Here is a 24,973-nt window from a genome sequence, read left to right on the forward strand (position 1 = left end):
TCCAAACAGGGCGCCATGTTAAGCCAAGCGGTGAGCCCACACCACCGTTACCAAAGGGAAAAGGCCCTACTTGCGCTCGGTAGCCTCAGCAAAGGTATGGTACTTCGCCAATATATAAGTGCTCATAGCGGCCACCGCGATGGCTGAGAGCATCGCAAGCAAGGGCGGCAGCGGCGTCAGTAGCAGCGCACCTAGCAGCGCATAGTTAATGGCCAAGCCCGAAAGCGACATCAGCAAAAAACGCCCAAACGTGGTCGAGCGTTTGAACGTTACCCGCTGATGGCCCCAAAACGAGACGCCAAAGGCGGTAAGCCAAGCCAGGAAGTTGATAACGGCGATGGCGCGACCGTTCATGGCGGCATAAAGCAGCGTTGCCACCAGCATATGAGTCACAGTGGCGGTAGCGCCTACAGCGATGAAACGTAGCGCCTGCCACAACTCGGTGCGTGTTTTACTCATTACCGGCCCTATTTTTCGAGGCCCCAGATGAAGTCTCGATCAACTCCTCCTCGCTTGCATGCGGGCTCGCCGCCACAGTACCGCCGGGTGCTGAGGCATCGGCGACGACATACAGTGGACGGCCTTTCACTTCGATGAATAGCCGTGCGATATACTCGCCCAGAATACCGATCGATAAAAGCTGCATCCCACCGAAAAACAGTACGACGCTCATGAGCGAGGCGTAGCCTGGCACGTCGCGGCCGCTAATCACTACATCCAGCATGACAATGGCCATATAAAGAAAGGCGACCAAAGCGACGCAGGCCCCTATATAGCTCCATACTCGCAGCGGAATGGTGCTAAAACCGACCAGGCCATCCAGAGCAAAATTCCATAACTTCCAGAAGCTGAACTTGCTCTCTCCGGCCTGCCGGGCAGGGCGCTGATACGGCACACCGATGGTTTTGAAACCCGCCCAAGCGTAGAGGCCTTTCATGAATCGGTTACGCTCTGGTAGTTGCAACAGCACGTCGACCACCCGCCTCGACATCAGTCGGTAGTCGCCCGCATTGCCTGGAATGGGCGAATGGGTAATACGGTTAAACAGCTTATAAAAGCCTTTGGCAGTAGTGCGCTTGGCCTTGGAGTCCTCGGGGCGCGAAGCGCGAACGCCGTACACCATGTCGTAGTTCTCTTCACGCCAGTAACGAATAAATTCCGGAATCAACTCCGGCGGGTCTTGTAGGTCGACATCCATGGGAATCACGGCATCGCCTTTGGCGTGGGCAAGCCCTGCCGTCAAAGCGGCCTCTTTGCCGAAGTTACGGCTGAACGACACGTAGCGCAGGCGTTCATCACCCGCATTCAGTGCCTTCAAGTCCGCCAGGGTGTTATCCGTCGAGCCATCGTCGATGAAAAGAATTTCGAATACTGGTGCGCACCGGTTTAGCTCTTCGAGCATACGCTCGACAAACGGTTGCAGCGACTCCTGCTCGTCGAGTACCGGTACGATAATACTTAGACACCAGGGTGCATTGCTCATTGAGCCTCCTCATTGGGGGATTGCCAGGCAAAGGTCGCAAGCGCCGTGGCCACACACTGCATGTTGGGCAATGTACAGGCGTGCTGGATCATTTCTGGATCAGCCATGGCGTAGACAACATCCGGCGCCGGATGCCCCGCTAGCAGTGCTTGGCGCGTGGGCGCCACGGCGGCACTAATCGTTGGCTCGGTGATTCGTGCCACGTAGGCCACATTGACCGACATATGGTACTTACCCGCCAGCCAAGCCAGTGGCAGCATGGCCACAATGTCATTAGCGTGAGTGAGTTCAAGCGCCTGATGCTCCGCCAGCGCCGATGTAAGCTCCGGGGTTGACCAGCCGCTAAAGCGGGGATCCTCTACCATGCGGTAGCTAGCGGCCTGCTGGCTTTGGGTGTGAAAGTGGTGATGCCATCGGCTTAGATCAATGACTTGAACCGCCAACAATATGCTCGTTGCGAATATGAGCGGGCGTTTCTTGAGCCGGTGAGCCAGTACATAGACCGCGGCGAAGGTTGCAAGGTACATAAGCACCCAGACCATGCGCCCGCTGGCACGTAACAGGCCACGCAGTGGCTCCGGCCAGGGAATAGGAAACCCAAACGATAGACGGCCCAGCACTAGCGTATCGCTTAGAGCAAATATGAAAAGCCCACCTGCTAGTAAGGCAAGCGCCCCTGCTCTGCGGCGGTAACGCGCCGTTATGCGTTGCGGCCGGCCAACGAAGAGCAGCAGTGCCATCCCCCAGAGTCCTATTATGCCCAACCCAACGTAACTCATTCCTTCATACTGACCGCCAATAGAAGGATGCCAGTTTAACGATAAAAGCGATGCGCTTTCGAAACCCGGAAGATAGCTATAGCTGTTAAAAAAACCCAAGAACTCGGCAAGATAAAACCCGAAACCATCCGATCCAGGCGACGCCCCACTGGTATACAGATAGCCAGCCGCCCACATCACCCCTAGAACCGAGAGCGGCTGCAAAAGCGTATAAGCCAGCCACCCCCACCACCAGCGGGGCGCAGCGGTTATTGAAGCAACACGGTAGCGCTCCAATGTTGCCAGTAGCCACCAAAGCGCCCAGCACATACCCGCCAGCAGAAAAAGGTAAAAGTGGACGAGTACGGCCGCTGTCAGAAGCAGCGCCCAGTGCACGAGGGCTCTGATGCTCACATCCGTGCGAAAAAGAACCAGATAGATCGCCAATAACAGCACCCAGTGCGCCATCAGCGACTCGTGCCCTGCACCGCCTGGGCCGCGAAAAATCACGGCAGGCATAACGGCGACCATAAGACTCAGCGCGACTGCCACTATCATTGGCATCTTGATACGGGTTAAAAGCAGACAAGCCGCGACGCCGTTAAGTACAACGTGCGACAGTGCCGCTAATCCCTGATACTGAAAGGGGTCGGGCAGCCACGCCTGTATAAGTTTCAAAGGAATCGCTACAAGGGGTAAGGAGTCGGTAAACACGATGCTGGTACGCACTTCGGTGCCGAAAGTATGCAGCGCGCCAATGGGCCATCCCCAAGCCTCATGGCGAAAGTAATGCCAGCCTAAAAAGTGCTGAAGCAGGTCCCCTTCGTCGAGAAGCCACTCTGTATGGGTCGGGTCGAGAATCCCCTTATAGAGATAGCTGCCCATCAAGGTAGCCAGTAGTGCTACCAGCAACAGCGTCGTTCGGCGATGACTGTCCATGTACGCCCTTTATCAGCGGTGAATAGGTCCTGGTTATCCAGCAGCGAACGGCTCTGTTTCACTCTGCCGTTGCGTCTTAAGCGATCGCGATTATGGTATGCTCACGCCCGCACTATCATTAGCATTTACCCCCGCGACCGTTCGAGCGCAAAGGCATGGTTTTTAGCACTCCACAGTTTTTACTGGTTTTTTTGCCCATTGTTTGGCTGATTTTTCTACTGCTGACGCTTTTGGCCACACCGCGCTTGCTACTTGCCTGGCTTGGACTCGCCTCGCTGGTTTTTTACGCGGCATGGGATATTACCTTGCTGCCCCTGTTACTGGCGAGCATTGGTATCAACTATTGGCTCGCCGGGCGGGTCGCCAAACCGCACCCGGGGTGGCTCTGGCTAGGGGTTACGTTCAACCTTGGGCTTTTGGGTTGGTTCAAATACTCGGTTTTCCTGCTTTCAATGATTCAACTGCCGCCCCAGGCTTTTAGCCCTTTGGTACTGCCTTTGGGCATTTCGTTTTTTACGTTCCAACAGATCGCTTTTTTGGTAGATGTCCGCCTGGGAAAAATCGCGCGCGGGCCTTTATCGCTCTATGGCGTATTCGTTAGCTTTTTTCCTCAGCTCATTGCTGGCCCTATCGTCCACTACCGCACCCTTGCGCCGCAGCTGGCAAGCCTAAGGCCCCCCGAAGCAGCTTTAGTGCGCTGCGGGCTGGTGCTGCTCGCCATCGGGCTTGCGAAGAAGCTGCTGCTTGCCGATAACCTGGCGCCCTTCGTGGACCAACTTTTTGCCCTCCCGCCCGAAAATATCGCCGCTGGAGACACCTTGCTGGCAGGTTGGGCCTACGGGTTGCAGCTCTATTTTGACTTCTCTGGCTACGCGGATATGGCGCTAGGGCTGGCCCTCTTATTCGGTATAAGGCTGCCCGAAAACTTTGCCTCGCCCTACCGCGCGGTGGATATTCAAACGTTTTGGCGACGCTGGCACATTACGCTCTCGCAGTTTCTGCGCGACTACCTTTATGTGCCGCTGGGCGGCAGCCGTCATGGCCTGCCGCGCCATGTAATAGCGCTAATGGCAACCATGCTATTGGGTGGGCTTTGGCACGGAGCCGGATGGCAATTTTTACTATGGGGGGGACTACACGGTCTGCTATTAGCCATCTTTGTGGTATGGCGACGGTTTAGCTCCGTGCGGCTACCACGCGGCGTCAGTTGGCCTTTGACATTGACCCTGGTCATGCTGGCCTGGGTCCCCTTTCGGGCTACCAGTCTGGAGCACACCTGGGCGTTGTACTCAGGCCTTGGCCACTGGCAATGGGGAGCGCTTGGCGATATATGCCACGCCTTGACTGAAGGTGTCATGGCATGGCAATCCCCTGGGGCGTTGTTACTGTTCGGCTCGTTCATCGTCCTAACGATGCCCAACAGCATGCGTCTGGCCCAGTGGCTAGCGCTTCCATCGCGGGGTTTATGGCAGGGAGGTGTTGTGGGGGTACTTTTGGTGATAGTGGCCAAGGCCATGGTCGATCTACCCGGCCAGGCTTTTTTGTATTTCAACTTTTAAGCGCCGCGCGCACATGTAAAGAGAGCTCAAGAATATGGTGCGTTTTTTAACGGGATTGCTCGCGGGTGGTTTGATAATACTCAGCCTTTGGTTGATTTTCTGGGCGGGCCAGTTGGGCCGGCCACACCCGAACAACGCGTGGATCGACGGAGCGATCAGCTATAAGCAAGCCAGGGCCGAGGCAGTCACGTCTCCTAAAATCGTCGTGGTGGCCGGCTCCTCGGCCATGTTTGGAATCGACAGTAAGGCGTTGGAGGCGGCCTATCAGCGCCCCGCTGTCAACCTGGGTGTTAACGCGGGTATCTCGCTTCCCGTCATTCTGGCAAGCGCCGAACCCGCTATCCAGTCCGGCGACCTGGTACTTCTGCCTTTAGAGTATCCGCTTTACAACCAGGATGAGCCCGTCTCGAGCCCTTTGGTTCACTGGGCCAACAGCCACCCTGAAGCCTTCATGCAACTCCCTTTGAAGCAGGCGCTCAGCGTTATTGCCAGGACATCGCTAACACGTATTCTGGAGGGTTACCGAGGGTTGCCCGAGGGCTTCACAGTGAGCGGCGATTACGGCGCCCATAACCTGGATAGCCACGGTGACCAGCAACATACGGCTAGATCGCTACGCGAAGCGCGGCACTGGAACTTCTTGACCTCGCTACCGGCAGAGAACTACGGCCATACCGCACGCCAGGGTCAATTTGCCGGCGCACAACTACGCGCGTTTCGCGACCGTCTATTGGAAAAAGGCGCTTGTCCTGTCTTTATGCCGCCTCCGCTACGCTATCAACCGGTCTACACGGACTCGCCGATCGAGGCGCACTTTTATGCCTCTTTACCGGATAAAGTAAGCGCCGCCGGTCTCCAATGGGTCGGCAAGCCTGGTGATGCCATGTATGAGACCGACGACTTCTTCGATACCAACTTTCACCTTGTTGACGAAGCGCGCAGCCGCTATACCCGTCAGGTCATCGCTTGGCTGGGCGAGCAGCCGATGGTGCAGTGCCTACGCCATTACGAACGCTTGCGCTGAACGCTTGGCCATCAAGACCGGCATTTCACGTCGTGAGGTATTTGTTGACCAGCGACTGAATCGCACGGGTGAAATTAGCGGTAGAGAACCGTTCGGCACTTTGTCGACACACCGCCGCCGCGAAGGCATCGGGCTCGACCTCGCGCCGGGCTTCGAACTCGCCCACCCGTTCGATAAGCGCCTCGCTGGTTTGCTCAGCGACCAGCAGCCCGGAGACAGCATCGAGAGTGGTTTCAGCTAAGCCTCCGACACCATAACCAATGACCGGCGCCCCGGCGGCCTGGGCCTCCACGGGCAAAATACCGAAATCCTCTTCGGCCATGAACAAAAAGGCTCGGGTGCGCTCCAGGTGGTCGATCAGCACGTCATCCGGCTGATAACCCAATAACGTCACGTTCGGCCCCGCCATCGCGCTTAGCTTGGCATGATCTGGCCCATCGCCAATGACGACGAGCTGTTTGTCGGGCATTCGGTTGAACGCCTCGATCACCAGATCGATACGCTTGTAGGGCACCATCCGTGAGGCCGTCAGATAAAACGCCTCACGGGGTTGGTCGTGGCGGAATTTATCTACCTCGACCGGCGGATAGATGACCTCGGCTTCTCGGCGGTAGCAGTTGGCGATGCGCCGCTGAATGTAGCGCGAAATGGCGACGAAGTGGTCGACACGCTGAGCACTAATGTAGTCCCATTGCCTAAGCCGATGTAACTGCCAACGCATAAGCCCGCTCATCACGCCACGTGTCTTGCCCGACTCCCGCAGGTACTGGTGCTGCATATCCCAGGCGTAGCGCATGGGGCTGTAGCAGTAGCAGATATGCACCGCATTCGGGTCGGAAAGCACGCCCTTGGCAACGGCGTGGCTGCTGGACAAAATCAGATCGAAACCTTTTAAATCGAACTGTTCAACGGCAAGTGGCATCAGTGGTAAATAGTGCCGGTAGCGCTTTCGCGCAAAGGGCAAACGCTGGATGAAGCTGGTGTGAATGACTTTGTCGTTCAGCGCGGGAATATCGCGCTTTTCCAAAAAGTTGACCGTCGTGAAAACTTCAGCCTGAGGGAAACAGTTGAGCAGCTCGGCCAGCGCTTTCTCGGCGCCGGCCCAGGTGGTCAGCCAATCGTGAATAATGGCGACTCTCATTACTGCGTAGGACTCCTATTCACGACCATACTTGTCGGTGTAACGAACGATATCGTCTTCCCCCAGGTAAGAGCCCGTTTGCACCTCAATCAACTTCAGAGGAATAACGCCCGGGTTTTCCAGCCGATGCACCGTACCCAGTGGGATATAGGTCGACTGGTCTTCGGATAGCAAAAAACTGCGTAAATTGGAGATGTCGCCATGCCCTTCGCCTTGGGTAACGCGCGCAGTGCCTTCCACGACGACCCAATGCTCGGCGCGGTGATGATGCATCTGCAGTGAGAGGGTCCCGCCTGGTTTGACCACGATTTCTTTCACTTGAAAGCTATCGGTCAATACCATGGTGCGGTAATGCCCCCAGGGGCGGTAAACCTGCTGGTGCGATTGAAACTCTTTACGCCCGGCGGCTTTCAAGGCGTTGACGATGAGCTTGGTATCCTGGGCATGGCGGCGGTCGGCAACGAGTACGGCGTCGTCGGTTTCGACGATTACCAGATTGCTCACTCCCACAGCGGCTACCAGACGCGAATCGCTATACACCAGGCTATTTTGAGTTTCGTGGAGCATGACATCGCCATGAACCGCATTGCCATTGACCGGGTCTTCACTGGAGCGCAGCTCATGGAGCGCATCCCAGGCACCAATATCGCTCCAGCCAGGCGACATGGGCACCACCGCCGCCTGCTTAGTGTGTTCCATGACCGCGTAGTCGATCGACTCACTGCGACACTTCTCGAAGATGGCTTCATCAATACGCAGAAAGTCCATGTCTTCGCTGCGCGCTTCAAATGCGGCCTGACAGTTTTCCAGAATATCCGGGGCGTATTCACCCAGCGCCGCAAGAAAGCTGCTCGCCTTGAACAAGAAGATGCCGCTGTTCCAGAAGTAACTGCCGCTTTCCAGATACTGCTGTGCAGCTACCGCGTCCGGCTTTTCTACAAAGGCTTCTACCTCGAAGCCCTGGGATAACGCCTGGCCACGTTTAATATAGCCATACCCGGTATGCGCAGTCGTCGGGGTGATACCAAACGTTACCAACCGCCCTTTCTGGCTCAGCTCCAGCCCCTGCTCAACGGCCTGGGCGAACGCCTGCGTATCCTTGATGACGTGGTCGGCGGGCATGACCAAAAGCTCGGCTTCGGGGTTGCTTTGGCTGGCGGCCAACGCAGCCAACGCCAGCGCAGGTGCCGTATTACGCCCACAGGGTTCAAGGAGGATCTGGCTATTTTTGAAACCTATTTGCTGCATCTGCTCGGCGACCAAAAAACGGTGCTCTTCGTTGCAGACGATTAGCGGCTCGTCGGAATCTGCTACATCGCCAAGGCGCAGCGCCGCTTCCTGCAGCAAGCTGGCGTCGTCACGATGTAAATTCAGAAACTGCTTGGGATAGTGCTCGCGGGAAACAGGCCATAGCCGGGATCCGGCTCCCCCTGACAAAATAACCGGTAAAATCATCATTCCTCCTTGAAACAAGCCCGCAAAGTTGTAAATGCCTCGCCCATCTACGGCTGGCCATTTACAAACCCTCGTGTGAGCGTCATCGTCAAAATTCTCAAATCAAAACCCAAAGACCAGCGCTCGATATAGTAGAGGTCGTATTCTACCCGCTTTTCCATCAGCTTGACGTCATCGGTAATACCACGCAGGCCATTCACCTGCGCCCAGCCGGTCATGCCAGGTTTGACACGATGGCGCTGCATATAAATATCGATATGGTCTTTATAGTGATCGTTATGATCCATCGCGTGGGGTCTGGGCCCCACCAGCGACATGCGCCCTTGAAGCACGTTATAGAGCTGGGGAAGCTCATCCAGGCTGGTGCGGCGCAGAAAGCGCCCTACGGGGGTTATCCGCTGATCAAGATGAGACGCCTGATGCGTTTGACTGCTTTCATGCAAGTACATGGTGCGAAACTTGTAAATCTTGAAGCGTTTGCCATCGAGGCCATGACGCTCCTGCTTGAAGAGCACGGGCCCGCCCATACTCCACTGTATCGCGATGGCCACCGCCATCATTACCGGGCTGAATAATATGAAAAGCGCCAACCCCAGCACGCGATCTTCAAGCGCCTTGATGACTTTCATGGGGCCATTGAGCGGGGTGTAATTGAGTTCAAGCGAATAAAGCCCGGCTACCTGGGTGATGCGGTGGTTGAGCAGGCGTATGTCTGGCAAATCGGGGAAAAAACGGATACTGGTCGGTATTCCGGCTAATAGCCGCGTTAAGTGGCGGACACGGTTTCCTTGCACCAGCGGGTAGCCCAACCAGATTTCGTCAAAGCTACGTTGGAATATATTGGCCTTGGCAAACGCCGCCATGCGTTGAAAAAATGCAGCCCCGCCCTCGTCGGTATAATGCTCGACTACCGTATAGCCGGCCTGAGGCATAGCCGCGATTTTCTCCTCCAACAGCGCAATGTTTTCCTGTTTGCCGACCAGCAGCACACGCTTGAGGTTGTGCCCCTGGGCGCGAAGCCTGCGTAAATAAATATAGAGTAGCGCACGCATCACGCTTCCCACGCCCAACACCGCCAGCGCGGAACCCCCCATCCAGAGGCGTGAAAAACTCTGTGTTTCCTTGATGGCCACCAATAGCAGACTGAGCAGCCCAATAGTCGCAAGCCAAGCGGCCAGATAGATTCCGAGCATGGTATAAAGGCTGCGCCCACGCCAGGGCTGGTAAAGGCCGATCAACTCGCCTACCGCGGGAAGCAGCAAACTACCGATGAGGATGAAAAACAGGTAGTCGTTACCCTCAATGTCGATACGCGGCATCGAGGAAAGTACGGCTAGTGCCACCAAAATAGCGACGCCCGCATCGAAGCAGCGCATAGCCCGGCGCAGCCATTCATTGCCTTGACTTGTTTTTATCACGGCCATAGCTGCTGGCTACCGGGCGACCTGTACGTTGGTGGACATGGAGGCCAGTAACGCCATGATGCGGTCCAGATCCTGACTCTCCAGGCTACCCACTGCAGCGTGAAGCGACAACAGGTCCAAAGCGTAGTCACCCACGGCATTGACGTACTGAATACGCTGATCGTAGAAGCTCGAGCGCGCATCCAAGACGTCGACCAGGTCCCGAAGGCCCAACTGCTCGCCGCGCTCGGCAGCATCCAAAAAGAGCTGACCCGACTCGATTGCACGATTCAAGGCCTCGAGGCGGCGCTCGCCACCGTTGAGCGCCCTAACGCGCCGGCGCACCTCTTGCATGGCCAGGTTACGCTCGTTATCGACTGTCGCTTGGCTTGCTTCGATACGCTTTTCACCCTGGCGAACACTTGCATTGGTGTAGCCGCCACGGTAAATGGGTACGCTTACCTCGACGCTTGCGCGGTAGTCTTCGCTTTCGCGATAGGGGTCGTCGCTGTCGCGGTCCGAGTAGCTGACATTGAGGTTGAGTTCGGGGTAGTAGCCCGAGCGACTAACGCTTGCATCGGCCTGGGTCACTCTTTGTTGCTCGCCCGCCAACAGAACATTCAGATTTTGCCCGGTACGCGAAAGCCAGCCGTCCACTTCGCCGATTTCGTCAGCCAGCACGACATCACCCAGTTCGCCTGGCGAGCTGCTGACAAAACTCGGCATTACGCCGGTCAGTCTTTCCAGTTCACTCAGCGCGTTATCCAGCTCGTTTTCTGCCTCGACCGCGTCGGAGACCGCTTGGTCGTAGCGCGACTGCGCTTCCAGCAGATCAACGCGATTGCCTATCCCCAAGTCAAAGGCACGATCTGCCTGGCGAACCTGCAAATCCAGCGACTCCTGCTGAGCTTCTAAAAGCCCCAGACGCTGTGCGGCCAGGTAGGCCGTAACGTACGCTTCACTAACCTGGAGCGCCAACTCCTGCTCGACGACCGCCAGCCGCAGCTCGGCGGCGCTAACCTCGGCGTTGGCGACATCGACGCCGCGCCAACGCTCCAGGCTAAACAAAGGCTGCTGCAGTTGGACCTGGTAAAAGGTTTCGTCGACCTCTCTTGGCCGCTCCGAATTTCGGGGAATGCCTAAATCTTCGTCGCCGACGGTTTGAAGATTGGACGAGTCCTGCCAGAGGTAGCCGCCGCTGGCCGAGACCTCAGGTAGCAGACGCGAACGTGCCATCGGGATCTCTTCTCGCGTCGCCTCGAGCTCCAGGCGCTGCCTGGAAAGGTCCGAATCGTGTTGGAGCGCTCGCACGAATAACCCAGGTAGCGATGGCAGCGTCTGAGGCTCACTGGCGGTCGCGTCAGAAAGTGTCGAAAACTCGCTTAATGCCTGCGGGTCGGCGGGCATATCAGTTTGCGCGAGCGCCGAGTGGCTAACCAGTGCGACGGAAAACGCTAGTGCGCTTAGCGCAAAACGTGATGTCCTTGTCATTAATCCTCCCGGATGGCGCGCGCGAGCATATCGGTGACCGGCTTGCCGATATAGCTTGCAAAGGTGCGTTCGCCGGTGCGAATCATCACTTCTGCCGGCATACCGGAAAGCAGTTGCATTTGCTCGGTCATATCTTCTTGACCTTCATCGGTGACCTTTATGCGCGTTTTATAGTAGCGCTGGCCGGTCGCTTCATCTTCAAAGCTGTCGGCACTGATATGAATGATCTCGCCGTCGATCTGGCTCGTTAAGCGCTGGTTAAAGGCCGAGAAACGGATTTCGGCAAATTGGCCTATAAAGAGACTGTCGATCTCGCGAGTAGGTACGCGCGCTTCGACCACGAAGCCATCGTTTGAGGGCACGACATCCATAATCGTGTCGCCGGGGCGAATTACCGCCCCGATCGTGTGTACCTGCTGGCCCACCACGGTGCCGGAAACCGGCGCGCTGACGACCGTGCGGTTCACCTGATCTCTCAATGAGGTAATTTGCTCTTCCGCCTCGGCAATTTGCGACTGCGCAGTACGCAGTTGTTCACCGATTTCAGCCTGAAATTCTTGACGAGTGGTTTCTTTCTGCAGACGATTTTCGCTGATCTGCGAACGCAGTTGGGCAATGTTGGCCTGAAATTCGGCGTTATCGCCTTCATACTGCAGTATCAAGCGTTCGAGCTCGCGAAGGCGCTGGTTATCACCCAACCCTTCACGGTACAGCGAGCGGAAATCCTGTGCTTCGGAGCGCAGTGAGCTAATCCGCTGGTTATTCACGCGGGTGCGCGACTCGAGCCCTTCGATTTGCTCCTGCATCTGAACGATCTGCTCGTCCATGGCTTCCATGGAGCTATTAAACGATTGGCGCCGCGCCTGAAAGAGCCCCTGTTGTACGGCGGTCACCCGCTGAACGCGCTCGATGTCGATATTGCTGAGTTCTTCCGGCATCTCCAGTATGTCATCGCCCTGCTGCTCGGCGAGCAGCCGCGCTTCCATGGCACGGTTGATATAATACTGGGATTGGGCGATTTCCAACTGCGAGCGTACCTGGGTGTCGCTTAATACGACCAAGGGTTGACCGGCCTCAACGTGGTCGCCGTCGTTGACCAGCAACTCGCGTACGATACCGCCTTCCAAATGCTGGACGGTACGCTTGAACGACTCCATGGATACATTGCCAGGCGCCACTACGGCAACGGCGAGCGATGCAGTCACTGACCACAGCACGAACCCACCCAACGCAAGACCCAGGATAGCGTATCCGAGCTTACGATACCCCTTGTCGCTAGTGGGCAGCGCCTCTTCGGCTTCGCCGTCGATCGTAGCCGGGCCTTGCGGTGTGACGTCAATTTCATTTTTTGCCGGAAGCTGCTCGTTATTCTTGCTCATTCTACGACTCCTCGCTGCCACCGTTACGACCGCCGGAAATCGCAGAGAGACGCGTCGAACTCTGCTGACTTACCTGGGGGCGCGATTTTTTGGCAAATTGGGCAAGCACCTGATCTCTTGGGCCAAACATGCTGACTTGCCCCTCTTTCATCACCAACAGTTTATCCATGGACTTGAGCACGCTGGTGCGATGGCTGATTACGAACAGCGTAGTGCCCTCTTGTTTCAGACTCGCGATAGCTTCGCTCAAGGCACGCTCGCCGGCATCGTCCAGGTTGGCATTGGGCTCATCCAGTACAACCAGGACGGGGTTGCCGTATAGCGCCCGCGCTAGCCCCAGACGCTGACGCTGCCCACCGGATAGCGCACCGCTATTAGAAGAAATAACGGTGTCGTAGCCATCTGAAAGTTCAAGAACCATTTCATGAACGCCGGCTTTTTTGGCCGCCTCTACTACTTTTTCCGGACTAAGTTGGCCAAAACGGGCGATATTCTCGCTGATAGTGCCGTCGAAAAGCTCGATATCCTGGGGCAGATAGCCGATATAGGGCCCCAACTCGTCGCGGTTATACTGATTGATTTCGCCGCCATCGAGGCGGACATCGCCTACCTGGGTAGGCCAAATACCCAGCAATACGCGCGCCAAGGTCGACTTGCCGGCAGCGCTGGGGCCGATAATGCCAACATGCTCGCCCTGGGCGACATTGAAATTGATCCCGCGAATCGTTGCCATGCGTGCACCGGGAGGCGCGGCGGCAACGTTTTCGACATCGATAACCCCTTGAGGGGCCGGTAGCGACATGTGACGATCTTCATCGGGGATTTGGGTCAGTAGATCGTTCAAACGGCTATAAGCTCCGCGGGCGGCCACAAAGCCTTTCCAACCGCCGATCATCTGGTCGATAGGTGCTAGCGCGCGGCCCATCAAAATCGAACCCGCGATCATCATGCCCGGGCTCATATCACCATTGAGTACCAGCCATGCGCCCAAGCCAAGAATCAGCGACTGGAACATCAGGCGCAACACCTTGGACGTGTTCGTCAAGGCGCCTGCGCGGTCGCTGGCCTGGGATTGCTTGGCCAAAAACTCGTGGTGGCGCTTGGACCACCGACCCATGATGCCCGGCAGCATTCCCATCGCGTGGAGCACTTCCGAGTTACGAAGGTTGGAGTTTGCCAAATTTTGGGCCTGGATTTGTTCGCTATTCGCCTCGGCTAAAAGCCCTTTGGTCGATTTCTCATTGATGACCGCGAGTACAAACAAAATGATGCCCGCGCCGGTAGCGAATAAGCCAAGCCAAGGGTGAAAAATAAACAAAATACCCAGGTAAATGGGTACCCAAGGCGCATCGAAAAACGCAAATAATCCGTTGCCGGTCAAAAATTGACGCAAACTGGTCAAGTCATTTAGCGGCTGGGCGCTTTGGGCTCCCTGGGCCACCAGACTGCGCTTAAACATGGCGCTGTAGAGGCGCTGGTTGATCGTGGTATCCAAGCGGTTACCAATTCTTACCAGCATACGGGACCTGACCAACTCCAGACCGCCCATGACCATAAAAAGAAACACCACCACCAGCGTTAGCATTAACAAAGTGTCAAAACTTTGGGTGGTTAGAACGCGATCATAAACCTGGAGCATATACATCGGGGGCACGAGCATCAGCAGATTGACAAACATACTGAAAAAGCCCACCGACACGAACGAACCTTTACAGGCGCTCAATGCGCGCTGTAGATCCGTTGCTTCCTGTTGCTTTGCCATGGAGGGGTCACCGTAGAATCAATAAAATCACGCGAGGTAGAATCGCCGCAGCATAACAGAAACGCCCCTGCCAGGGGTAGGGGCGTTGTCTTTGCAGGCTCTGTCTATCCAGCTGAGGTCGCTCGAAAAGGCGTATCGAGAGCCGATTCAGCTAAAAGCATCATCCAAAAAGTAGCATGCTCTCGTCAGACTCCGTGAAACCGACCATAACGTTGCCCTGGTCGACTCCATTAGCCATCTCATCGAGCCAGTACTGCTTGCCGGCCGCATCGGATTCGCGTTGGAGTACGTTGGTGTACATCAGTTCAATGAACGCATCGTCTTGAATGTCGGAGTGCTGAGCCGCAAACTCCTGAGAGGCTACGAAGCTGTTGGCGATATCACCAAGCCCTGCGGTTTCGCTGGCGTCCAGCCAGTAGCCCAGGCCGGTGCCATCCGCTTCGCGATCAAAAGCAGCATCGTACAGGCGTAGTAGCGGGTCGACCGTCTCGCTGAGCACGGCGTCGTCGCGGAAAGCCAAATTTTGAATGCGCGTATCTTCACCGACCGGTGTTTCGGCTTCATTAAAAGGCGTTTCGCTGTACATCGCCCCCATGTACTCGGCAAAGGCGTCTTGCTCGGTACCTTTTTCGGCGAAGTCGAACTTGCCATCCAGGTCATAAGCGTCCACTAGATCGACACGGTCGATGTAATTACCCTCGAGCGGATAGTCATCTCCCCCGTCCGCCATAAAGCCAAGGGTCACCACCTTCACACTCTCTTCGGCGTTACCCACCAAGCGGCCGTTGGCGACCAGAACATCATGAATCTGACCATCGTCGTTCAGGATAGCAGCGCTTTGAATGCGCTCCCCGGCGGGCTGTTCCCAATCGAAGCTGTACTGAATACCGCCCACCTGAGCAAACTGCCCGGCGGTGATATTCGGCGCCGAAGCCGCGACGGCGTGCTCGAGTACGTCCAACAACGTGCTACGCGTCAGCGTCAGAATGGCAAGGTCATTATTAAAGCGTAGCGCCGAGCCGGCATCGAGCTGGGATACGCCGCCTTCCGGCTTGCCGATTGCTGGATTCGCGCCCGGCGGCTGGTAGCTGGGCTCACTATCGCCCCCTTGCACCACTACATCACCGATGGGCTCGCGGATGCCGCCGCTATTCTTGAAAGAGACCATGACATCGCTGTCGACCTGTTTGGCATACCAGAGATTGGCGTCAGCCGTCAGATTCCCCAGGTTAGACTCTTCGGTACGCACCGTACCTCGGTCACCGTTCAAGTAAACATCGGTGAGGCCCAGAATATTGCCATCCTGCTCTTCGACGAAGGCACCGACAGCGCCAACCAAATCTTGTGCCACCTGCCCTTTGGTACCTTCTGCAAACGCGGCCTCGAGGCTGCCCCATAGCGCTTCGACCTGCTCGTCGGTAGACGCGTAAATGCCGGAGGTCGCCGGGTCGATCGACTCGGGAATGATATTACCGTTCTCGTCGAACTCGACCACGAGCTGCGCCACGTAGCGCCAGCCCGCATCGGTATTAACGACCACGACGTCATTACCGGAGGCATCCTGGGTCAAGATGGGGTAGGACTTGTAAGGCTCGCCGGCGCCGGGGAAAAGGCCACGATCGATATCCTGCTCATTGGCGAGCAGAGAATCAGAGCCCCCTGCAATCACGATATCCACGCCATCCAGCAGCGTGGCAAGCTCTTCTTCGAACTGAATCTGCTGCAGGTGCGAGCTTAAGATGATCTTGTTGACACCGCGCGCCTCGAGCTCGTCGATCACCGGCTGGATTACACCCGCCAGCGCCTGCATGTCGTCGCGCCCGCCGGTAATGACATCGACATCCCCCGTTGATGAGATGCTCTCGAGAATCTGCGTGGTGATACCGATAATACCAATTTGCTCACCACCACTTTCGGCAATGACCGCTGGCGCAAGCTTGGGCTTATCGGCACCGGCCAACACTTCCTCCAGCGTGGACTGAAACGCTTCGCTGGAAAAAATTTCGTTGGTTGCCAGGCCGCTCAGCGCCGCATCGTTGGAAAAGTCCAGGTTGGCGGAAAGGTAGGGGAACTGAGCCCCCAGCCACTCGACATCCGCAGCACTGTCGCCATTGGTGACCGGCGCGATCATGTCGGCAATCAATCCCGTGCCAAGGTCGAATTCGTGGTTACCAAGAGCAACGGCTGCGGCGTCGATCAAGTCCATCAATAGCGTTTCAACACGGCCCGATGCGGCCGTTATGCCGCTCATGGAGCCCGCTTCCAGCCCATACACATCTTCCACCGCCGTTTGGAAGGCCGACTGCAAACTCTCTTCCGCCGCCGCGTTCAGGTAAGGCCCCGGCAAGACCAGATCGCCCGAGCTCACAAACAGGCTATTAGCGTACTGATCTTCCAGATGATCGACTATCGAGATGAAGTTCGGTGCGTTTAGTAGATCGCCCCCGCCGCCTTCCATGTCCGATGCGTGCAGAAGCTGTAGCTGAAAGTTGCTCATTGAAATCCCCTTGTTTTCCGTAACCGTTTTTCGTGGCAGGCTTTTGAAACAGTTAGCGATATTACCTGGCGATTAATGACGAAAGCATGACAGATTGAATAAAGCCAGGTGGTCTTTATGTATTGGGCCTTGCTATAAACAATAATTAACAATCATCAACTTGCAATAATTTGCACACCCCAGCGTCACGGTATCGACATATTGAGTGGTTAAGCTGAGCCGATCGCTCGTAACATCAAGTAACTTTCAATGCTAACTGTTACGACGCCACCACTGCCGCTTTATGCATAGACACAACAAATGAACCACCGCTCCAGGGGGGCTTTTAGATATGGAAAATCAAACGATCATCGGTACGCTTTATCAAACACTTTTACTTCGTCAGGCCGATGAAGAGGGGCTGAACTACTGGGTGGGCTTACTGGAAAGCGGCACACTGGATACCGAGGCCGTAGCGCGCACCTTGATGTCTGGCGCCGAGTTCACTTCGACCATCCAGCCCTTGACCGAGCTTTACACGACCCACCTGCTACGCCTGGCGGATATCGAAGGGCTTTCTTACTGGGCCAACATGTACCGTTCGGGCATGTCGCTGGAGGAGATTACCGGCCATCTAAAAGCGTCGGCCGAATTTCAGGCAACCACCGGGCAAGCGAGCGATGCTGACTGGCTTGACCAGGCTTACCTTGGCATTTTGGGTCGTTCCCCGGACATTTCCGGGGCATCCTATTGGCTAGAGCTGCTCGAAGCGGGCAGTTCCCGCGACGAGATCGCCCAGGCACTAGCCGCCAGCAGTGAAAGCCAGCAACTCAAACCCGCTCAAACGCTGCAAGCGTTGACCGGGAATAACAGCGGCAATACGACCAACGATTTCGATACGTTGCTGGACGACCTGGTTGATCAAATAGAACGGGAAGCAGCTCAGCCCGAACAACCCGGTGAACCTGAAGTGCCAGAAACACCGGAAGAACCCGAACTCCCTGAAGAGCCAAGCGAACCAGGGGTGCCTGAAGAGCCAGAAGCCCCGGAAGAGCCAGGCGAACCAGAGGTGCCTGAAGAGCCCGGCGAATCAGAGCCGCCGGAAGAGCCCGAACTGGATAAAACCCCTCGACCGATTTTTGAACTTGGTGAGCGCTACTATCAGGGCAGCTCGGATGCCTCGGCAGCGGTCGCCATTAACGAAAACCTGATGCTGGTCGCCGATGACGAAGACCAAACGCTACGCCTTTATGATCGCGCAGCCGGCGGCGAGCCCCTCAGCGAGTTCAATCTCAACGAGGCCCTGGGGCTTAGCGATGGCCAGGAAGCCGATCTGGAAGCGGTGGCCAGCTACCAGGGCGTGCAGTATTGGTTGGGCTCCCACGAAACCAGCCAGCGCTCCCTGCTTTTCGCAACGGAAGTCACCGGTGATAGCGCTGATGATCTGTCAATCAACGTGGTGGGGCAGTTTACTGAATTGGCCGCTCAGCTGGCCGCCTGGGACTCGGGTAATGGCCACGGGCTTGGCGAGAACGCGCTCAATCTCGAGCAAGGCCTCAATATCGAAGGCGCTGTCTTTATCGAGGACACCCTTTATCTGGGGCTTCGCGCGCCGCTGGATGGCGGGTTTGCGCAGCTGTTGCCGGTTACCAACGCCGCTGAGTTAGTGACCGGTGGAGCGACTCAAGCCTCTTTTGGCGAGCCCTTGCGCCTGGACCTGGACGGACGCGCGGTACGTGCCATCGAATCGGCGGGCGACGAAGGCTATCTGATCCTGGCAGGCCCGGTAAACGATAGCGACGATACCGGCTTCGGCCTCTATTTCTGGGACGGCGATTACGCCGTGCGCGAAATCGAAGGCGTCGACTTGAACACCCTACCCCGGGAAATCGGTGCCAAGCCCGAAGCGCTATTTGATATCGTGGCCAGCGACGACGGTATCGCCGCCAGCGTGCTGTTCGATAGCGGCACGGTGGACTGGTTCGACGATGGCCGTGAATCCAAAGACCTTCCCGATAGCCAGCAGCAATTTATCGGCACCGACGTCACGTTCGACGCGTTTCCGGACATGGTTCCGCGCGCCGGGGATATCGCGGTCACCGCCGTGAGCGGCAGCGACAAAGAGTTCCAGTTCGTCGCGCTGCGCGGTATCGCCGAAGGGGCTGAAATCACCTTTACCGACTCTGGCTGGATGGGCGACGGTTTCCGCGCCAACGAAGGCGCTGTGAAATGGACCGCCCCCGAGGGCGGTGTGGCCCCCGGCACCGTCGTTTCCCATACCCGCGACGCCGATCAGTTTTCGGATGCCAACAGCGCCGCCGTGGGTAATGGCAGTTTCAATCTGTCGGTCAGCGGCGACCAGATCCTCGCCTTTGTGGGCGAGGACACCAATCCCGAGTTCATCTATGCGGTACAGACCAACAGCGACGAGTGGCAGGAAACCTCTACCAACTCCAACAACTCGGCGCTACCGACCGGTCTTGAAAACGGCCTTACGGCAGTGGCGGTAGGCCGCGAACGCAACGCGGCGTTCACCGGTGAAGGCTACGGGACGGCGGACGAGCTCTTGAGCGCGATCAGCAACCCGGACAATTGGGAATTCGCCAATAGCGCCATGCCCGAAGGGCTGACCCAGACCTTCCGCATCGGCACCACACAAGCGCCCTACGTCCCCGGTGAAACCGACATCGGTCTCGCGATTACCGAAATCTGGCCAGGCCAAGACGGCGCAGATGTGACCGAGGACTGGTTCGAGATCACCAACCGCTCGGACGAGTCGCTGGACTTTGGCAGCGCCCCGCTCTACTACGACGACGACAGTGCCTCGCCGCAGGATGCCGTGCCGATCGAGGGACTTACCACCCTCGCACCCGGCGAGTCGGCCATCGTCATCGTCGATGGCGGAGAAGAGGCAGTTGCCCAGTTCCGAGACGCTTGGAGCAACCTGGCCAATATCGACAACCTCAAGATCGGCTACGCCAATAACGCCGCGGGCCTGGGCAGCGGTGGCGACGCCGTTACCCTTTGGCAAGGCGACCCGCGTGTCGATGGAAACCAGATCGCCTTCGAAGCCTACCCGGATACGACGGGTAACGATGCTGCGTCCTGGAACGTGGATCGTCAGGCATTCACGCAACAAGGTGAAGAAGGCGCCAGCACCTCTACCGCACTAGGCGGTGACGGCAGCGACGTTGCCGCCCTCGCCTCCCCCGGCACGGCCATCATGCCCGAGCCCGAGATCACGCTGATCTCCACAGTCCAGGGCGAAGGCGGTACCAGTGCTCTGGACGGCGAAGCCGTGACGCTGGAAGCGATCGTCACCATGGTCACTCCGGGCCTCGACGGTTTCTTCCTGCAGGAAGAAGATGAAGACAACGACGATAACCCGCTCACGTCGGAAGGTATCTTCGTTTACGCAGGCAGCGGTAGCGGCGAGTGGCTATCGCAACTCTCGGCCGGTGACCAGGTCCGGATCGGCGGTACCGTATCCGAGTATTACGATAAAACACAGCTGACCGCTGATCGCTCGAGCCTGAACGTTCTGCAAAACGACCAGCCGCTGCCGCAAAGCCAGGTCATCAAGCTACCCTTTGCCAACAAGCAAGGTCTTGAGGCCTTCGAAGGCATGCGGGTGGCCATCGAGGCAATGGATGGCAAGCCCTTGGTCGTCACCGAGCTTTATGAGCTGGGCCGTTATGGCGAGGTCACGCTGTCAGAGGGCGGTCGCCTCGAGCAGTTTACCGAGGTGAATGCGCCCAGTGTCGAAGGCTACACCGAGTGGCTGGAAGACGCCGACGCGCGGACCATCAAGATCGACGATGCCAACTCCGCCCAGAACCCGGACCCGATTATTTACGGCCGTAACGGTGAAGAACTATCGGCGTCCAACCCGCTACGCGGTGGCGACCAATTGGATACACTAGAGGGCGTTTTGGATTTCAGCTTTGACGAGTGGAAGGTACAGAACGTAGACGGTCTGGATTTCTACGGCGACGAGCGCCCAGCCACGCCGGACGTGGATGCGCTAGGGGATGCCAGCGTCAAGGTCGCCTCGTTCAACGTACTGAACTACTTCAATACCCTGGGCGATAGCGGCGAGCAGACACAAACCCTCAATGGCACGAATCACAGCCCACGAGGCGCCAATAACGCCGAGGAGTTCGCCCGTCAGGAAGCCAAGATCGTCGAGGCCATCAACACAAGCGGTGCCGATGTCCTAGGGTTGATGGAGGTCGAGAACAACGGCTACGGCGAAGATAGTGCTCTGGCAAGCCTGGTCGACGCGCTCAATGCGGATATCCAGGACCAGGGCATCGAGGGGGTTACCTGGGCGTACAGCACGCCCCGGGACGCGCAAGGATATATCGAGAGTGCCGGCGACGACGCCATTACCGTCGGGGTCATCTACAACAGCCAAGCCGTAAGCCCTGAAGGCGATGCCGCCACCAAGACCGATGGCGCGTTTGCTTTTGGTAATCGCCCGCCGGTGATGCAGACCTTTACTGACAACAACGGCGAGCAGTTCTCCGTGGTCGTCAATCACTTCAAGTCCAAGGGCAGCGTGATCAATGGCGAAGACGCCATCGGTGACGGCCAAGGCAACAACAACCCCTCCCGCGTTGAAGCGTCGGAAGAGCTGCTCGCCTGGCTCGAGACCAACCCCACCGGCAGCGACGATCAGGATGTCCTCATTCTGGGGGATCTGAACGCCTATGCCATGGAAGATCCGGTCTCGACCCTGACGGACGCCGGTTTTGAATTGCTCGACGACGACTACAGCTACGTGTTCGATGGCTTTTGGGGGTCACTCGACCATGCGCTGGCAAGCGAATCGCTGGCCAATCAAGTCACCGGTACGACCACGTGGCATATCAACTCGGATGAGGCGAGCGCGCTGGATTACAGCACTGAATTCACCACCGAGCGCCAAAATGAGAACCTCTACGCGGCGGACCCGTTTCGTAGCTCCGACCATGACCCTATTTTGGTGGGGTTGAACCTGGGCGCCGAGGTATAAGCCCTCAGCCATCCCAGTCGCCTTATTAGCCCTCGCTTTGCGAGGGCTTTTTCGTTTTGGGTGACGGCCATGGCAAGCCACGCCGCGCGCCATTAGAATGCCGGACACGCTAACTTTATTCCTTTAAAAGGAGACGCTCTTGAACGCTTCCCCCACCACCTCCGAGATTATCGATGCAAGCGGCATCGCCTTTGGCACCAGCGGCGCGCGGGGCCTGGTGGAGCAATTCACCGATCAGGTATGCGCTGCTTTTACCGTGGCCTTTATCGACGCGATGCGCGCCGGCGCGAAGGTCGAGCGGATCGCGCTGGGCATGGACCGGCGCCCCAGCAGCCCGGCCATGGCGGCGGCCTGTACCAGTGCGGCCAAGGCGCTGGGACTCGCGGTGGATGATTACGGCGTTCTCCCCACCCCGGCGCTTGCCCTCAAGGCGATGGCCGATGAGGTGCCTTGCATCATGATTACAGGGAGCCACATTCCGTTTGATCGTAACGGTATCAAGTTCTACCGCCCGGATGGAGAAATCACCAAAGCCGACGAAGCGGCGATTCTAGCCAGTAGCGTAGCGATGCCTCCCTTGGCGCCACCGGCCAGAGAAGCCGTTTCCGACGCGGCCAACCAGGCATACACCGCTCGCTACACGCATTGGTTCGACGGCAAGCCGCTGGCAGGGTGGCGCGTGGGCTTATACCAGCACTCCGCCGCCGGCCGGGATCTCAACGCACACGTTTTAGAGTCGTTGGGGGCTAAGGTCATCGTTTTGGGGCGCAGCGACGACTTCGTACCGGTCGATACCGAAGCGGTGAGCGAAGAAGACCAGGACCTGGGGCGCGCCTGGGCTTTGCAGCACGATTTGCACGCGCTGTTATCAACGGATGGTGACGGCGACCGCCCATTGCTAGGCGACGAGAACGGCACCTGGCTTCGGGGGGATATCGTGGGCCTGCTCTGCGCGCGGACGCTCGGCATCGAGGCACTGGCCGTGCCGGTTAGCTGCAATACGGCGATCGAGGCGTGCGGCGCTTTTGAAACCGTCGAGCGCACACGTATTGGCTCGCCCTATGTGCTGGCGGCAATGCAACGACTGAGCACGCAGTTCGAGCGCGTGGCCGGCTTCGAGGCAAACGGCGGCTTTCTCCTCGAGTCGCCGCTACAGCAGCAGCACCGCACGCTAGCCGCCCTGCCCACCCGCGATGCTTTGCTGCCCGCCTTGACCCTAATGGTAGAGGCAGCACGCTCGCAAAAGCCACTCTCCGCGCTCAACGACGCCCTGCCCGAGCGCTACACCGCAAGCGACCGGCTCAAAAATTTTGCGACCCAAAAAAGCCAGCAACTGTTGCAGCAGTGGCAAGCCGAGCCCGAACGTTTGGCGCGCACCCTGGGCGTTGAAACCGCTATCAGCGCGCTGGACACTACCGACGGCTTGCGCGCCACGTTTGAAAATAGCGAGATCATTCACCTGCGCCCCTCCGGTAACGCGCCGGAGCTTCGCTGCTACGTGGAAGCCGGCTCGAGCGAGCGCGCCCATCAACTAGTGCAGCACTGCCTGAAAACCCTAAAAGCGCTTTAAAAAGACAACAAAAAAACGGGTGCCGCTAGGCACCCGTTTTAACCTCCCCAGCGGGGAAAACGTTTTAACGCTTACTTGTAAACCGGCAGTCGCTGGCACACCTTCGCGACTTTCTCGCTGATCGAGGCCTCGACCGCGGTCGTGTCATCGCCGCTGGCGAGTACGTCCAGCAGATCGCAGATCCAGCCGGCGAGTTCGCTACATTCGGTCTCGCCGAAACCGCGGGTGGTCACCGCCGGGGTGCCGATACGCAGGCCCGAGGTGATGAACGGGCTTTGCGGGTCGTTGGGAACGGCGTTCTTGTTGACGGTGATATGCGCGCGGCCCAGCGCGGCATCGGCGTCTTTACCGGTGACGCCCTGTTTGACCAGCGAAAGCAGGAAGAGGTGATCTTCGGTGCCGCCGGAGACGATATCGAAACCGCGATCGATGAACACCTTCGCCATGGCCTGGGCGTTTTTCACGACCTGCTGCTGATAGGTCTTGAACTCGGGTGCCATCGCCTCCTTGAAGCAAATCGCCTTGGCGGCAATGACGTGCATCAAGGGGCCGCCTTGGCCGCCTGGGAAGACAGCGGACTGCAGCTTCTTCTCGATATCCGCGTCGTTTTCGGCGGACAGAATCACGCCGCTACGCGGGCCACGCAGGGTTTTATGCGTAGTGGAGGTGACCACGTGGGCGTGGGGCAGCGGGCTCGGGTAAACACCTGCCGCGACCAGGCCGGCGACGTGGGCCATATCCACCAGCAGGTAGGCGCCCACTTCGTCAGCGATTTCGCGGAATTTCGCCCAGTCGATGATCTGCGAGTAGGCGGAGAAGCCGGCGATGATCATTTTCGGCTGGTGCTCGCGGGCAAGCGCGGCCACCTGATCAAAATCGATCAAACCCTGATCGTTCAGGCCGTATTGGATGGCGTTGTAGTGCTTGCCGGAAAAGTTGGGCTTGGCACCGTGAGTCAGGTGGCCGCCGGCGTCCAGGCTCATGCCCAAAATGGTATCACCGGGCTTGACCAGCGCCTGAAACACCGCGCTATTGGCCTGAGAGCCGGAGTGGGGCTGAACGTTGACGTAAGTCGCGTCGAACAGCTCCTTGGCGTAGTCGATCGCCATGTTTTCCGCGATGTCCACGAACTCACAGCCGCCGTAGTAACGCTTACCTGGGTAGCCTTCGGCGTACTTGTTGGTGAGCTGGCTTCCTTGCGCTTCGAGTACGCGGGGACTTGCGTAGTTTTCCGAGGCAATCAGTTCGATGTGATCTTCCTGGCGGGCCTCTTCTTTCTGCATGGCCTCAAAAAGCGCATCATCAAACCCGGCAATGGTCATATCGCGGCTGAACATGGGGAAACCTCGTAGGCTAGGGCATCAGTAAAAGCAAGGCAGCCATGATACCTCAGCCAGAGGCGACTTTCATCGCATCCGACTCAGCCACACCATGAAGTCCTTTCATAAAACCCTTTCACAACCCCCTTCAAACCACGCCCCCACTCACCACTCACCACTCACCACTCACCACTCAC

The 24,973-nt window shown here is 57.6% G+C and carries 15 protein-coding genes; 4 read left to right on the forward strand and 11 right to left on the reverse strand.

Translation table 11 applies throughout. The features are described 5' to 3' along the window. Nucleotides 1-66 precede the first annotated feature (66 nt). From ACWHRL_RS11495 to ACWHRL_RS11505, 3 genes are read right to left on the reverse strand one after another with little or no spacing between them, the layout of a single operon-like run. Nucleotides 67-459, reverse strand: coding sequence for a GtrA family protein (locus ACWHRL_RS11495; RefSeq protein WP_447893768.1), 393 nt, complete (start codon nucleotides 457-459; stop codon nucleotides 67-69). Then, nucleotides 452-1,483, reverse strand: coding sequence for a glycosyltransferase family 2 protein (locus ACWHRL_RS11500; RefSeq protein ID WP_447893769.1), 1,032 nt, complete (start codon nucleotides 1,481-1,483; stop codon nucleotides 452-454). Before ACWHRL_RS11500 ends, ACWHRL_RS11495 begins: the two co-directional genes overlap by 8 nt. Further along, the gene (locus ACWHRL_RS11505; protein WP_447893770.1) at nucleotides 1,480-3,180 is read right to left on the reverse strand and encodes a DUF6311 domain-containing protein; all 1,701 of its coding nucleotides are present in this window, start codon (nucleotides 3,178-3,180) and stop codon (nucleotides 1,480-1,482) included. Before ACWHRL_RS11505 ends, ACWHRL_RS11500 begins: the two co-directional genes overlap by 4 nt. Before the next feature lie 155 nt (nucleotides 3,181-3,335). On the opposite strand from ACWHRL_RS11505, the gene ACWHRL_RS11510 reads away from it, so the two are divergent. Next, nucleotides 3,336-4,739, forward strand: coding sequence for an MBOAT family O-acyltransferase (locus ACWHRL_RS11510; RefSeq protein ID WP_447893771.1), 1,404 nt, complete (start codon nucleotides 3,336-3,338; stop codon nucleotides 4,737-4,739). 34 nt (nucleotides 4,740-4,773) lie between these two features. After that, nucleotides 4,774-5,763 carry a hypothetical protein gene (locus tag ACWHRL_RS11515; RefSeq protein WP_447893772.1) on the forward strand — a complete coding sequence of 330 codons (990 nt, stop codon included), beginning with the start codon at nucleotides 4,774-4,776 and terminating at the stop codon, nucleotides 5,761-5,763. A 25-nt stretch (nucleotides 5,764-5,788) separates the two neighbouring features. On the opposite strand, the gene ACWHRL_RS11520 is transcribed toward ACWHRL_RS11515, so the two are convergent. From ACWHRL_RS11520 to ACWHRL_RS11550, 7 genes are all read right to left on the reverse strand, one after another. Beyond that, a complete protein-coding gene (locus ACWHRL_RS11520; protein WP_447893773.1) occupies nucleotides 5,789-6,904 on the reverse strand; it encodes a glycosyltransferase family 4 protein in 1,116 nt (371 codons plus the stop codon). Nucleotides 6,905-6,919: 15 nt separating this feature from the next. Then, on the reverse strand, nucleotides 6,920-8,359 hold the full coding sequence (locus ACWHRL_RS11525; protein WP_447893774.1) for a mannose-1-phosphate guanylyltransferase/mannose-6-phosphate isomerase: 1,440 nt from the start codon (nucleotides 8,357-8,359) through the stop codon (nucleotides 6,920-6,922). A gap of 47 nt (nucleotides 8,360-8,406) precedes the next feature. Then, nucleotides 8,407-9,783 (reverse strand): undecaprenyl-phosphate glucose phosphotransferase, encoded by a 1,377-nt coding sequence (locus ACWHRL_RS11530; protein ID WP_447893775.1) that lies wholly within the window; start codon nucleotides 9,781-9,783, stop codon nucleotides 8,407-8,409. A gap of 9 nt (nucleotides 9,784-9,792) precedes the next feature. Continuing rightward, nucleotides 9,793-11,253: a TolC family outer membrane protein gene (locus ACWHRL_RS11535; RefSeq protein ID WP_447529267.1), complete on the reverse strand. Its 1,461-nt coding sequence runs from the start codon at nucleotides 11,251-11,253 to the stop codon at nucleotides 9,793-9,795. Further along, complete coding sequence (locus ACWHRL_RS11540) at nucleotides 11,253-12,632, reverse strand: HlyD family type I secretion periplasmic adaptor subunit (RefSeq protein WP_447529268.1); 1,380 nt, start codon at nucleotides 12,630-12,632, stop codon at nucleotides 11,253-11,255. The genes ACWHRL_RS11535 and ACWHRL_RS11540 overlap by 1 nt, the downstream gene beginning before the upstream one ends. Before the next feature lies 1 nt (nucleotide 12,633). Next, a complete protein-coding gene (locus tag ACWHRL_RS11545; protein ID WP_447893776.1) occupies nucleotides 12,634-14,394 on the reverse strand; it encodes a type I secretion system permease/ATPase in 1,761 nt (586 codons plus the stop codon). Nucleotides 14,395-14,554: 160 nt separating this feature from the next. Next, nucleotides 14,555-16,891 (reverse strand): DUF4214 domain-containing protein, encoded by a 2,337-nt coding sequence (locus tag ACWHRL_RS11550; protein WP_447893777.1) that lies wholly within the window; start codon nucleotides 16,889-16,891, stop codon nucleotides 14,555-14,557. 331 nt (nucleotides 16,892-17,222) lie between these two features. On the opposite strand from ACWHRL_RS11550, the gene ACWHRL_RS11555 reads away from it, so the two are divergent. Then, on the forward strand, nucleotides 17,223-21,887 hold the full coding sequence (locus tag ACWHRL_RS11555; RefSeq protein ID WP_447893778.1) for an ExeM/NucH family extracellular endonuclease: 4,665 nt from the start codon (nucleotides 17,223-17,225) through the stop codon (nucleotides 21,885-21,887). Between the two features lie 139 nt (nucleotides 21,888-22,026). After that, a complete protein-coding gene (locus tag ACWHRL_RS11560) occupies nucleotides 22,027-23,457 on the forward strand; it encodes a phosphomannomutase (protein WP_447893779.1) in 1,431 nt (476 codons plus the stop codon). A 71-nt stretch (nucleotides 23,458-23,528) separates the two neighbouring features. On the opposite strand, the gene glyA is transcribed toward ACWHRL_RS11560, so the two are convergent. Continuing rightward, on the reverse strand, nucleotides 23,529-24,794 hold the full coding sequence (gene glyA / locus ACWHRL_RS11565) for a serine hydroxymethyltransferase (protein ID WP_447893780.1): 1,266 nt from the start codon (nucleotides 24,792-24,794) through the stop codon (nucleotides 23,529-23,531). Nucleotides 24,795-24,973: the final 179 nt, after the last annotated feature.

It is taken from the genome of Vreelandella sp. GE22, assembly GCF_968212445.1.